This window comes from Mesorhizobium sp. M6A.T.Cr.TU.016.01.1.1, assembly GCF_003952585.1.
Taxonomy (GTDB): Bacteria; Pseudomonadota; Alphaproteobacteria; order Rhizobiales; family Rhizobiaceae; genus Mesorhizobium; species Mesorhizobium mediterraneum.
Genome location: NZ_CP034452.1, coordinates 3,521,393 through 3,533,180 on the forward strand (window position 1 = coordinate 3,521,393; position 11,788 = coordinate 3,533,180).

Genomic DNA, 11,788 nt, shown 5'->3' on the forward strand with positions numbered 1-11,788 from the left:
CTCGGAAGGCATCAGACCTTGTTTGGCGCTCGTCGGCATGGGCTCTCGCAGAAGACTCCGCAAGCGCATGCAGGGGACTTCCACTTGACGCCGCGTTTCCCATCATCTCGCCTGGGTGCGCTCGAAAGCGCACAACTCGGAGCACGCTGCTCTCGGTGTGAGGCTGTGCTCTGCAAAGCACCGGTGATCCACCCTGTCCTTGGATAGCAGCTTGCTGGCGTCATCTTGGAGGACGAGAAAAGATTGTCGAGGTACGGGTACGAATTGCCTCGGTCGTTCGTTCAATCGAAAGCACTGTCTGCGGAGGCAGCTCTCCTTCATGCAGTGACAGGAGATGCTGGCCGACTTCCTTATCTGCTGCGGTGAGTCGATGATTTAGGCGGAGAAAGTCCATCCAGGTGGGGGTGCGGAATGTCTCCGTCCAAAGTGACGGTGTTTGCAGATTTCGCTGGAGCGTCCAGTTTCGTGCACCGGCACGGCTCTGGACGTGTCGCCGCGTGCGCATGTAGCCCAGAAAGGCCTCGATATTTTCCTCCGATATCAAATACTCGACCTTGGCCACGATAGGGCCACTTCTGGGTTTCAGATCGAGAGCCACGTCCGGCGGATGAAAAACTGAACTTTCTTGATCCGTTTCTTCCCAGGGACGGACCGGCAACACGATCCCCGCTGCTGCAACCAGCAACAGAGCGCCCGCGGCGCCCTCCAATGCTGAGGTCAAGGAATAGTTTTGCGCGACAGAACCCCAGATCCAGCTGCCAGCAGCCATACCGCCTGCGCTCAAGGCGTAGTAAATGGAGAGCGTGCGGCCTACAACCCACCTTGGGCTTGCCAACTGCACCGACACGTCAATGCCCGTCCAGGTGATAAGCCAACCCGCTCCGCCGAGCGCCAGCGAAATGGCCGCCACAGGAACCGACGATGTCAGGGCAAGGGAGAGGCAACAGACTGCACAAGCCACAGAGGCGAAGGCCACCAGCCTGTTTTGAGACGTGACCTTCCTCAAGAAGCCGTTGCCCATGCCCGCTATGAAAGCACCCATGCCGAAGCCGGCCAATAAGATACCGTAGACAATTGGCCCACTCTTCAACTGATCCCGGACGACGAGAGGGAGCAACGCCAGAATGGAGATGCTTGCCAATCCGAAAAGAGCTGCTCGGGCGGTCGCTGCCCTGATCTCCAAAGACATCGCCGTAAAGCGCACTCCGTCATGAATTGCCGTCGTCATTCTCTCACGAGGGAGAGGCGAAGAGCGGACCTCCCATTTGGTGCGCCATATCGCGCTTATAGGCGCCAGATCACTCACCGCAGCCAAGGCGAAAGCGGCCAGCGGCCCAAAGACGGCCAGGATCACGCCCCCCAAGGCCGGACCAACGCTGCGCACAATGTTGTATCCGACGGACATAAGCGTCACTGCGGCCGGAATGTCGCGTTTGTGAAGGATATCGCCGACCGAAGCGTGCCAGGCCGGATCATTCAAGGCAAAGCCGCAGCCGGCCAGGAAACCTAACCCGAGAATCAGCCAAGGACTGACAAATCCCAGACCCACAGAAATCATCAGCGTCGTCGACGCCGAAGCTATCAGGCAGTGTCCCGCAAACATCACCCACCGGCGGCTGAAGTTGTCGGCAATGGCTCCGGCGAAAACTGAGAGGAAGAACACCGGCAATGTAGATGCGGCCTGGACGAGTGCAACCATAAGGTCGGACGCAGAAATCGTTGCCATAAGCCAGCTGATGGCGACCGTTTGCACTAGCCAACCCAGGCTGGAAATCTGGGTGGCCGTCCAAATTGAGCGAAACACCTTGTTTCGAAATGGAGCCAGCGTCTTTGAAACGGGCGGTTGAGGATTTTCGCTCTGCATGAGGTTTTGCTGGCCTTCGATGAGCGCTGCGATTTGAGCAAGCGGTTCGGTACTTAGACATCGCGGAGCACCGCACGGAACCAGCTCTATGGAGCTTGCCGGCGACTATTTACGTATTGAGCCATTCTCATAGTCTCATTCATGAGCAGTCCTGTGCGCAAGCGTCGCTTTACTAAATTCCCACGACAAGCGCGCCGCCGCTGAGACCCGCACCCGCTGCCGCCAAGAGGACTTTCTCGCCAGGCCGAAACGGCTGCGCCCGATGGGCGAGCGACAATGAGAGCGGGATCGTCGCGGCGGAAGAGTTGCCATACTCGGCGATCGTCTTGACGATCGAGTGATCTGCGATGCCGAGATTCCCGCCGACCGCCTCGAAAATGCGAGCATTGGCCTGATGCGGCACGAAACGATCGAGGTCTTGCGGCCTCAGTCGGGCAGCAGTGAGCGCATCTCTCGAGCAGGCGGTCATCATCTCCACGGCCTTGCTGAACACTTCACGGCCGTCAGTGATCGTCATCCGTGTCTGCTCGAGGTCGAGGTCGCCATGGAACGGGGTGTTGCTTCCGCCGGCGGGAATCTGGATCAGCCCGTAGCCCGAACCGTCGGAATCCACCGAAGCGCCAAGAATGCCCCGGTCAGTGTCGTCGCACGAGCCGATCACCACGGCGCCGGCGGCATCGGCAAACAGCACGGCGCTGGCGCGCTCGGCCGGATTGATGCGGCGGCTGAGGATGTTGGCGGCAATGACAAGGGCCGCCCTGCCGTGCAGGCGGGTGAAGCCGTCGGCGAACATCAGCGCATAGATGAAGCCGGCGCAGGCGCCGGTCAGGTCGATCGCGCCGGCGCGACCTAGTCCCAGCCGATGTGCGACCAGGGGCGCGCTTGGCGGCAGAAGATGATCGGGTGTGGAGGTAGCGAGCAACAGCAGGCCGATGTCGCCGCGGTCGATACCGGCATTGGTCAGCGCCATGTCGCCGGCGTGCGCGGCAAGGGCCGACAGCGTGTCTTCGTCCGCTGCCCAGAAGCGCGACCGTATCCCGGTGCGCCGCTCGATCCAGCCGGGTTCAAGCCCGAGACGATCTTCGATTTCCGGATTCTCCACCTTGCGCGCGGGCGCATGATGGCCAAGCCCGAGAATGCGCGATGATCGGCTCATGGCTTTGAGCCGAAGCGTTCGCCGGCCTCCTCGATGGCGTCATAGAGCCCATCCAACTCGTTGCCGGTAATGCAATAGGGCGGCAGAAGGTACAGGACATTGCCGAGCGGGCGCACGAGCAGGCCGCGCTCAAGAAAAAAAGCGCGCAGTTTTGGCCCGATCTCGGCCAGATAACCGGCTGAGCCGGTGCGTAGGTCGATTGCCGCGATGGTGCCGGTTGTCCGGCAATCGGTGAAGCGAGGGTTGTCGCGAAAGCGTCGAAGCCCGGCGGCCTGTCGCTCGCTCAAGGCCGCGATCCGCTCGGCCACCGGCTCGTCGTGCCAGATCTCGACATTGGCAAGTGCCGCCGCGCATGCAATCGGATTGGCGGTGTAGGAGCTCGAATGGAAAAACGTCTTCTTGCGATCCTCGGAATAGTGAGCCTGGAAGATGGCATCGGTGGCGATCGTGGCGGCCAGCGGGATGGTACCACCGGTCAGACCTTTCGAGGTGCACAGGATGTCCGGCGAGACGGACGCCTGTTCGCAGGCGAACATGGTTCCGGTGCGCCCCCAGCCGGTCATCACTTCATCGGCGATCAGCAGCGTGCCGGCGGCCTCAGTGATCCTCTTCAATTCGGTCAGAACCCAGGCCGGATACATGAGCATGCCGCCGGCGCCGAGCACGAGCGGCTCGACGATCAGCGCGGCGGCGCGCCGGTCGCGGGAGAGTGCCTCGAACCGATCCAGCGTTTCCTGCTCGCGCCCGGCGGCCGGGAAGGGGATGGTGTCGACCTCGAACAGCAAGGGCTCGTAGGCGGCGTTGAACACGCCACGGGCGCCGACGCTCATCGCCCCAATCGTGTCACCATGATAGCTGTGCTCCATGACGACGATGCGCGAACGCGGCGCGCCGATGTTGCGGAAATAGCCGAGCGCCATCTTCAGCGCGACTTCGATGGAGGTCGAGCCACTGTCGGAATAGAACACCCGGTCAAGGCCGGCGCGTGCGAGGCCGACAAGCGCCTCGGCCAGGCGCTCGGCCGGCTCGTGGGTGAAGCCTGCGAAGATGATCTGGTCGAGGCTCGACGCGGTCGTCTCGATGGCCTTCATGATGCGGGGGTGGCGGTGGCCATGAGTGACGACCCACCAGGAAGAAATCGCATCCAGGATGCGGGAGCCGTCGGCCTTGTGGAGATAGGCGCCTTCAGTCAGCACGATTTCAGGGATCGAGGGCTCTAGCGCGTGCTGCGTGAACGGATGCCAGACTCGAGACTGCGCCATCAGTCGCCTCCGGCAATCATGGCCAGGTCGAAGCCGGAAATCATTGCATCTCTCAACGTTTCACCCGTCAGCGGACCGAGGTGCGGCAGCCTGCCCAGCTGCGGCACGCCGCCGAATTCCACGATTGTCCTTTGTGTATCGGCCACCTCTTCGCCAATGAAGGCAATGCCGATGAGCGGGATGGAGCGGGCTCTCAGGGCCTCGATCGACAACAGCGTATGATTGATGGTGCCAAGCGCGGTGCGGGCGCACAGTATGACCGGCAGCCGCCATTGTTCGAATATGTCAATGAACCTTGTCTGTCGATTGAGCGGCACCATCAGCCCGCCGGCGCCTTCGATGACGAGCGGTGTCGGCAGGACCGGAAATGAAAGATCGTCGGCCTCGATCGCGACGCCGTCGATTTCGGCTGATCGATGCGGCGACAGCGGCATCGTCAGTCGATAGACTTCGGGCAGCACGCGTCCGTCGGGCAAGCCGGAAAGCCGGGCGACGACCTCGCTGTCGCTCTCCTCGTCGAGGCCCGATTGCACCGGCTTCCAGTAGAAGCCGTCGAGCAGCCCGGCAAGTCCGGCCGAAAACACTGTCTTGCCAATTCCAGTGTCTGTTCCGGTGACGACGATGCGTTTGGTCATGCTGTGGCCAACACTCCGACGAGAGCCTCGACCATGGCGGAAATGTCGGCTTCGTCGACGTTGAGAGTCAGCGAAATGCGCAGGCGCGACGTACCCTCAGGCACTGTCGGCGGGCGAATGCCGCGTATGTCGAAGCCGCGTGCCTGCAGTCCTGCCGCCACCGCCATGGTGCGGCTGTTATCGCCGATCACAAGCGGCTGGATCTGCGAGCCGCTGGGCATCACGCCGCAGCGTTCGGCCAATTGCCGGCTCGCGAAAGCGACACGCTCGTGCAACTGAGCACGACGCATAGGCTCGTCAGACAGAATAGTCAGCGCCTCACGTGCCGCGACTGCCATCAGCGGCGATGGTGCGGTCGCATAGATGAATGGCCGGCACCGGTTGATAAGATAGTCGCACAGTGTTCGCGGTCCGGTAACGAGCGCGCCGGATGCGCCAAGCGCCTTGCCGCATGTGTGGAGCGTGACGATGTTGTCGCGGCCTTCATACGCGGCGGCCAGTCCCCGGCCGTCCGGTCCCCAGACGCCGGTGGCATGCGCTTCATCGACGACGATGAATGCCTGGTACCGATCAGCCAGCGCGACCAGGCTCTCCATCGGCGCACGGTCGCCATCCATGCTGTAAAGGCTTTCGAAGGCGATCCACACCCGCCCCATGCCGCCTTCGGCGCGCCAGCGGGTGATTGCGTCCTCGACAGCGTCGACGTCGTTGTGCGCGGCCAGCTTGAACTCAGCGCGCCCGGCCTGGGCACCCTCATGCATGCTGGCATGAGCGAGCTCGTCGAGGACCAGCAGGTCGCCTTTCTGCGGCAGGGCCGTCAGCAGAGCGAAGTTGGCGATATAGCCGCTGCCGAAGAACAGTGCACGCTCGGCTCCGAAAAATGCCGCTGCGTCCGCCTCCAGTTGCTCATGTTCCGGTGCATTGCCGCGCAACAGCCGCGATCCGGTGGCGCCCACTGGCGTGCCCCGCGCAATCGCCGTCGAAACCGCATCGCCCAGTCTTTTGGAGGCGGCAAGTCCGATATAGTCGTTCGACGAGAAGTCGAGCCCGGCGCGCGGTGCGAGCGTCCGCAACCGGTCCTTGCGCCCCAGTCCCCGCAAGGTTGCGTCATAGCGGGCAAGAATTGCCTCCTTCATTGCGTGGCGAGTTCCATAGGCTCAATGCCGAGGCGCCGGAACAGAAGGGTATCCTTGTCCTCGCCGGGATTTCCCGCCGTCAGCAGCGTGTCGCCGACAAAGATCGAATTGGCGCCGGCAAAGAAGCACAGCGCCTGCGTTTCGTCGCTCATCGCCGTCCTGCCGGCGGACAGCCTTACAAAGGATTTCGGCATCATCACCCGCGCGAGCGCAACGATGCGGACGAAATCGATCGGATCGATGGCGTCGGCCGCGGCAAGCGGCGTGCCTTCGATGGGAATAAGCATGTTGATCGGCACGCTTTCCGGCGGCTCGGGCAGGTTCGCGAGCGTGACCAGCATGTCGATGCGATCGGTCTTTTCTTCTCCCATCCCGACAATGCCGCCGCAGCAGACTTTCATCCCAACCGCGCGCACGTGCCCAAGCGTTTCCAGCCGGTCGGCAAAAGTCCTGGTTGAAATAACCTCGCCATAGTAGCGCTCAGAGGTATCGATGTTGTGGTTATAGTAGTCGAGACCGGCCTGCTTCAGGCGAGCAGCTTGCTCAAGATCGAGCATGCCGAGTGTCATGCAGGTCTCCATGCCGAGCGCCTTGACGCCCTCGATCATGGCGACCACGACGTCCATGTCGCGCTCCTTGGGACTTCGCCACGCCGCGCCCATGCAATAGCGCGTTGCGCCGCCATCACGCGCCTTGGCCGCTTCGTCGATGACATGCTTGGCGTCCACCAGCTTCGACGCCTTCACCCCGGTTTCGTAATGCGCAGACTGGCTGCAATAGCCGCAATCTTCGGGGCAGCCGCCGGTCTTGATGTTAAGGAGCCGCGACAGCTGCACTCGGTTTCGATCGAAGTTCTGGCGGTGGATCGTCTGAGCTAGCAACAGCAGATCGTTGAACGGCATGCCGTAGATGGCCTCGGCCTCTTTGCGGTTCCATCGCGGAGGCGTTCCATCGAGCGATTGCATGGTCTGGTTCACGTCGAACTCCGAGTTCATTCCAATCGTCATCGTCAAACCTTTTGTTGCTAGTCCGGTACGCCTTAAGGAGTCTGTCGACCGGCAAGCCCGGTCCGACTTGGCTTTGGAGCACACTCGCTAAAGGCGAGCTGCGGCACGTCTTTCCAGCACCTCCTACGTCTGCCGAGCTGATGTTGCTCCTCACGCCGTAATCCTCAGTTCAAGTGCTTGCAGATGTTCTGGTGGTCCGGCATGTCCAGGCCGATGTCGAGGATCGGGGCGCTGTGCGTCAGCCAACCCATGGAGATGAGATCGACACCGGTCGCCGCAATCGCCGCCGCCGTTTTCGGCATCACCCGACCGGACGCCTCGGTGATCGTACGGCCATCCACTATAGAAACCGCGCGGGCAAGATCCTCGACCGACATATTGTCGAGCAGCACCGCGTCAACACCAATCGCGAGCGCTGCATCGAGCTGCTTCAGCGTGTCGACCTCGACCTCGACCTTCACCATATGCCCTGCTGCGGCGCGCGCCCGCTCTATTGCTGTGCGGATATCGCCGGCGATCGCGATGTGGTTGTCCTTTATGAGCACGCCGTCATCGAGGCCGAACCGGTGATTGGCACCGCCGCCGACGCGCACGGCGTATTTCTCCAATGCCCGCAGCCCGGGCGTCGTCTTTCGCGTCGATACAATCCTCGCCTTGTGACCGCGCACGGCCTCAACCATGGCCGCTGTGGCAGTGGCAATGCCGCTCAGCCGGCATAAGAAATTGAGGGCCGTGCGTTCGGCCGTGAGCAGGCCTCGTGCGGGTCCGGACAATCTTGCAATGGTTTCCCCGGCCCCAACCTCGCTGCCATCAGGGCGCCAGATCTGGATGTTGATCGCCGGTTCCACGAGAAGGAAGGCATACGAGACCAGATCGAGCCCGGCAACGACGCCCGCCTGCCTCGCTTTGAGCACCAACGTGGCAGTGCAATCATACGGGATAACCGCATCGGTGGTCAGGTCGCCGGATCTGCCCAGGTCTTCGAGGAGCGCAACGCGCACAATCGGTTCGATCAGGGTCGCGGGGAGGGGGGAGAATGAAGTCATATCAAGTGCTCCGTATGGTAGCCCGGCAATCGAGTGCGGCCGCGGCCCGCATTGCGCTGTGCAGTGTCAGCCGTGATGGGCGCACGTTGGCATCGTGGAGCGGGAAATCGGACCGACAGTGCGCGCCTCGACTCTCTTCCCGCCTCAGGGCCGCCGCGGCGATCATCAGTGAGACCAAAGCCGGACCAGAGGCAGCGACACTATTGGCTGCGATCGGCAGCAGGGTCGCCACCGCTTCGCGCATTGCCTCGCCGTCGCGGATGATACCCAGGGCGGCGGAGACAATCGGGCGGACCACGGAAGCGTCTGGTCGTGGAGGGACGAATGTGGAGCATCTGCGCGGTCGCCGGGTATACGACGTGCCGGCAACGCTTTCGGCAACCCAGCTCGCGGTGACCGCCGCTTCGGTGAGCGAGTTGCTGGCCAGGCGGTTGGCGCCGTGCAGGCCGGTACAGGCCACCTCACCGCAGGCCCACAATCCCTCGATGGAGCTGCGGCCGGCGCTGTCTACGGCGACGCCGCCCATGTGATAATGTGCCGCCGGGCGCACCGGGATCAGGTCGGTCGCGGGGTCGATTCCTGCGCTCCGGCACAATTCGGCGATGCCTGGAAAACGCTTGCCAAATCTCGGGCCGAGACTTTGCCGTGCGTCCAGGAATACGCGGCGTCCAACGGCAAGCTGGTGCCAAATGGCGCGCGCTACGACGTCGCGAGGCGCAAGTTCACCGCCAGGTGTGTCGGCGAGGAAGCGCTCTCCTCGCTCATCGATGAGCACCGCGCCTTCGCCACGCACGGCTTCGCTCACCAGCGGCATCGGCCGGCGCGGACCGTCGAGCGCAGTTGGATGGAACTGTATGAATTCCAAGTCGGCGAGTTCCGCCCCCGCCCATGCGGCGAGCGCCAGCCCGTGACCCCATGAGCCAGCGGGGTTTGTCGTGTCGCAAAACAGCCCGCCGACGCCGCCGGTCGCCAGCACCGCGCGACGCGTGGGCAGAGCGAGCGCGCCGGCTCGTCCTGCTGCGACCACGGCGATGACCGACCCGTCCTGCACGACCAGCCGGCGGACCTCCACATTTTCGATAATGGTGATCGAGGCTGTACGCCGAACCGCGGCGACGAGCGCGCGCACCAACTCGCGACCGGTGGCGTCGCCGGCTGCATGCACAATCCGCCGTCGCGAGTGTGCCGCCTCGAGCCCAAGTCGCAACGCGCGGTCAGGGTGCTGGTCGAAGTCGACGCCGAACCTTTGGATCGTCCTAATCGCTTCGGGTGCAGCTCGTACCACTCGCCGCACCGTGGCCTCATCGCAGAGTCCGTCGCCGGCAGCTATCGTGTCGCAAAGGTGAAAATCTGGGCCGTCGTCGCCCCCGAGACTTGCCGCAAGACCGCCCTGGGCAAGTTCACTGCAGGCTCCGGTTCCAAGCGGCGCGTTGGTCAAAAGCACGACCGGTTCCGGCGCCAGATGAAGCGCCGTCATCAGGCCGGCAATGCCGCCGCCGATGACGACCGGCGCCCCGGCGATGTCGCGAACCTCCAGACTCATAGGGAAAGCATGCGCTCGACCGCGCGGCGGGCGGGGCCGGCAATTTCGGGATCAATCCGGACCTCATGCCGGTTCTGCTCGAGTGCGGCGCGAATGTTGGCCAGGTTGATGCGCTTCATGTGCGGGCACAGATTGCATGGGCGAACGAACTCGACGTCGGGATGCGCGACCGCGACGTTGTCGCTCATCGAACATTCGGTCAGAAGGACGACACGCGTCGGTTTCTCACGCTCGACATAATCCGACATCGCCGCGGTCGAGCCGGAGAACTCCGCCTCCGCGACAACGTCTGGTGGGCATTCTGGATGGGCCAGCACGATGACGCCTGGATGGGCATCGCGCAGTTCCCGGATGTCTGCTGCGGTGAAGCGCTCATGCACCTCGCAATGGCCTTTCCAGGCGATGATCTCGACGTCTGTATCGGCTGCCACGTTCCTCGCCAGATATTCGTCCGGGAGCATCAGCACACGCGCCACGCCAAGCGATTCCACCACCGCCTTGGCGTTGCCGGACGTGCAGCAGATGTCGGACTCCGCTTTTACGGCGGCGGAAGTGTTGACGTAAGTAACAACGGGGACCCCCGGATACCGCAGCCGCATTAGCCGCACGTCGTTTGCCGTGATCGATTCGGCCAGCGAGCAGCCGGCGCGGAGATCCGGGATGAGCACGGTCTTGTTCGGATTGAGCAGTTTTGCCGTCTCGGCCATGAAATGAACGCCGGCAACCACGATGATGTCAGCGTCGACCGTCACCGCCTTGTGGGCCAACGCCAGGCTGTCGCCGACGATGTCTGCCACGCAATGAAAAATTTCGGGCGTCTGGTAATTGTGCGCCAGCACCACCGCATTGCGCTCACGCTTCAGCGCTAAGATGGCTTCAATATCGCCGGCGAACGCGGGCCATTCAACGGGTGGGATCACCCGCCGGACACGCTCATACAGGGACGCAGCCATAGGTAACGCCCCAGTCATTGGCGCCTCGATTATATTCGGTTTGACAATAAGGGAATATATCTACCTTGACTATAAGTATGTCAAGCCCGCGCCAGCGGTAATTTTGTCCCGGCGATAGCCCTGTCGTCGAGGACGGCATGCCGGAAGCGATAAAGCTTCGCCGGTCGGCCGCCCGTGTCGAGGGAGGTCTCCCCGGTCTCCTCAACAAGTTCCTGCTGCTCGACCAATCTCCGGAAGTTCGGCTTGTTGATCAGCCTGCCAGCCAAAGCTTCCACGGTTCGCTGCAGTTGCAGCAGCGTGAAGGAAGGCCGCATAAGCTCGAACACGACCGGCCGGTATTTGATCTTCGAACGCAGCCGCGCGATACCGGTTGCCAGAATACGACGGTGGTCAGCGACCATTGGTTTGCCAGCCGCGGCCGCAATCGCGTCCCTGCCGCCACCGGCCTCCTCAATCAGAGCAGCTTCATAGAGCAACTCGTAGCGTTGGAGCGTGAGTTCCTCGTTCCAATGGCGGTCGTCGAAGCCGAAGGCTATCGCAGCGCGCTGCCGGCGCTCGCGTTGAGTGGTCGGCTCGCTGGCGCCGCCGGCCCACTCAATCAGGCGGGGCCGCAATCTATCGAGCAGCACAGGCGGCGTGCCGAAGCGGTGGTCCTCCCAGGGAAAATATTCGTACCAACTTTGCCAGCCGCACGCGGCCGAGTTCGTTGCCTGTTCCTTCCTGGTCAATGCGAGATAGCTGATTGAGATGACGCGCTGGTGGCGCTCAGTGCCGATGCGATCGCGATCGGCGAAGGTGTAGAGTTGCTCGATGTATCCAAGTGCATGGCCGGTCTGCTGCTCCACCCACCCCCTCAAACCCGACTGCAGTGATCGATGCTCTAGGGCAAAAGGTCCAGAAGGGAGGGTGTCCGCATGACCGACTGTGAGGACACAGGGCTCACTGTCGTTTACGGCGACCACGACGGCAGTCAGGTCCACTTTGGCTTCGTCAGCTTTGACGGCGGCTTTGCCTTTCTTGGTTCTTCTTGTCTGAGGATCCATGTTTGCGAAAGTGGGTTGGCCCAACGGAGCGCCTTAATCGATTGAATGTAACCTTGGCAGCCAGCACGTCAACACCGTACTACTCAAGCACTGTTTTTAGCTCTTCGCAGTCGCACAAAAATATGCCAAACGCGACACCCGCT

The 11,788-nt window shown here is 62.5% G+C and carries 10 protein-coding genes; all 10 read right to left on the reverse strand.

Annotated features, from left to right (window positions below; translation table 11 throughout):
* Nucleotides 1–220: 220 nt before the first annotated feature.
* The 10 genes from EJ075_RS16935 to EJ075_RS16980 all read right to left on the reverse strand — a co-directional run bounded on the left by EJ075_RS16935 (nt 221) and on the right by EJ075_RS16980 (nt 11,645).
* Nucleotides 221–1,864, reverse strand: a complete 1,644-nt coding sequence (locus EJ075_RS16935; RefSeq protein WP_095486068.1) for an MFS transporter — start codon at nt 1,862–1,864, stop codon at nt 221–223.
* A 172-nt stretch (nt 1,865–2,036) separates the two neighbouring features.
* Entirely contained in the window at nt 2,037–3,020 is a 984-nt protein-coding gene (locus EJ075_RS16940) for a beta-ketoacyl-ACP synthase III (RefSeq protein ID WP_095486069.1), read from the reverse strand.
* Nucleotides 3,017–4,282 (reverse strand): adenosylmethionine--8-amino-7-oxononanoate transaminase, encoded by a 1,266-nt coding sequence (locus EJ075_RS16945; RefSeq protein ID WP_095486070.1) that lies wholly within the window; start codon nt 4,280–4,282, stop codon nt 3,017–3,019. The genes EJ075_RS16940 and EJ075_RS16945 overlap by 4 nt, the downstream gene beginning before the upstream one ends.
* Complete coding sequence (gene bioD / locus EJ075_RS16950) at nt 4,282–4,917, reverse strand: dethiobiotin synthase (protein WP_126105044.1); 636 nt, start codon at nt 4,915–4,917, stop codon at nt 4,282–4,284. The genes EJ075_RS16945 and bioD overlap by 1 nt, the downstream gene beginning before the upstream one ends.
* A complete protein-coding gene (locus EJ075_RS16955; protein ID WP_024505572.1) occupies nt 4,914–6,053 on the reverse strand; it encodes an 8-amino-7-oxononanoate synthase in 1,140 nt (379 codons plus the stop codon). The genes bioD and EJ075_RS16955 overlap by 4 nt, the downstream gene beginning before the upstream one ends.
* Nucleotides 6,050–7,018 carry a biotin synthase BioB gene (bioB, locus tag EJ075_RS16960; protein WP_245458206.1) on the reverse strand — a complete coding sequence of 323 codons (969 nt, stop codon included), beginning with the start codon at nt 7,016–7,018 and terminating at the stop codon, nt 6,050–6,052. Before bioB ends, EJ075_RS16955 begins: the two co-directional genes overlap by 4 nt.
* A 206-nt stretch (nt 7,019–7,224) precedes the next feature.
* Entirely contained in the window at nt 7,225–8,106 is an 882-nt protein-coding gene (gene nadC, locus EJ075_RS16965) for a carboxylating nicotinate-nucleotide diphosphorylase (protein WP_024505570.1), read from the reverse strand.
* A gap of 1 nt (nt 8,107) precedes the next feature.
* Nucleotides 8,108–9,649, reverse strand: coding sequence for an L-aspartate oxidase (locus EJ075_RS16970; protein ID WP_024505569.1), 1,542 nt, complete (start codon nt 9,647–9,649; stop codon nt 8,108–8,110).
* A complete protein-coding gene (gene nadA / locus EJ075_RS16975; protein WP_095486074.1) occupies nt 9,646–10,620 on the reverse strand; it encodes a quinolinate synthase NadA in 975 nt (324 codons plus the stop codon). Before nadA ends, EJ075_RS16970 begins: the two co-directional genes overlap by 4 nt.
* Before the next feature lie 62 nt (nt 10,621–10,682).
* On the reverse strand, nt 10,683–11,645 hold the full coding sequence (locus EJ075_RS16980) for a membrane protein (RefSeq protein WP_024505567.1): 963 nt from the start codon (nt 11,643–11,645) through the stop codon (nt 10,683–10,685).
* Nucleotides 11,646–11,788 lie beyond the last annotated feature (143 nt).

What these genes read in the sequence shown, in the direction of transcription:
- EJ075_RS16935 (WP_095486068.1), bottom strand. Translation starts at nt 1,864, where the DNA reads ATGCAGAGCGAAAATCCTCAACCGCCCGTTTCAAAGACGCTGGCTCCA.
- EJ075_RS16940 (WP_095486069.1), bottom strand. Translation starts at nt 3,020, where the DNA reads ATGAGCCGATCATCGCGCATTCTCGGGCTTGGCCATCATGCGCCCGCG.
- EJ075_RS16945 (WP_095486070.1), bottom strand. Translation starts at nt 4,282, where the DNA reads ATGGCGCAGTCTCGAGTCTGGCATCCGTTCACGCAGCACGCGCTAGAG.
- bioD (WP_126105044.1), bottom strand. Translation starts at nt 4,917, where the DNA reads ATGACCAAACGCATCGTCGTCACCGGAACAGACACTGGAATTGGCAAG.
- EJ075_RS16955 (WP_024505572.1), bottom strand. Translation starts at nt 6,053, where the DNA reads ATGAAGGAGGCAATTCTTGCCCGCTATGACGCAACCTTGCGGGGACTG.
- bioB (WP_245458206.1), bottom strand. Translation starts at nt 7,018, where the DNA reads ATGCAATCGCTCGATGGAACGCCTCCGCGATGGAACCGCAAAGAGGCC.
- nadC (WP_024505570.1), bottom strand. Translation starts at nt 8,106, where the DNA reads ATGACTTCATTCTCCCCCCTCCCCGCGACCCTGATCGAACCGATTGTG.
- EJ075_RS16970 (WP_024505569.1), bottom strand. Translation starts at nt 9,649, where the DNA reads ATGAGTCTGGAGGTTCGCGACATCGCCGGGGCGCCGGTCGTCATCGGC.
- nadA (WP_095486074.1), bottom strand. Translation starts at nt 10,620, where the DNA reads ATGACTGGGGCGTTACCTATGGCTGCGTCCCTGTATGAGCGTGTCCGG.
- EJ075_RS16980 (WP_024505567.1), bottom strand. Translation starts at nt 11,645, where the DNA reads ATGGATCCTCAGACAAGAAGAACCAAGAAAGGCAAAGCCGCCGTCAAA.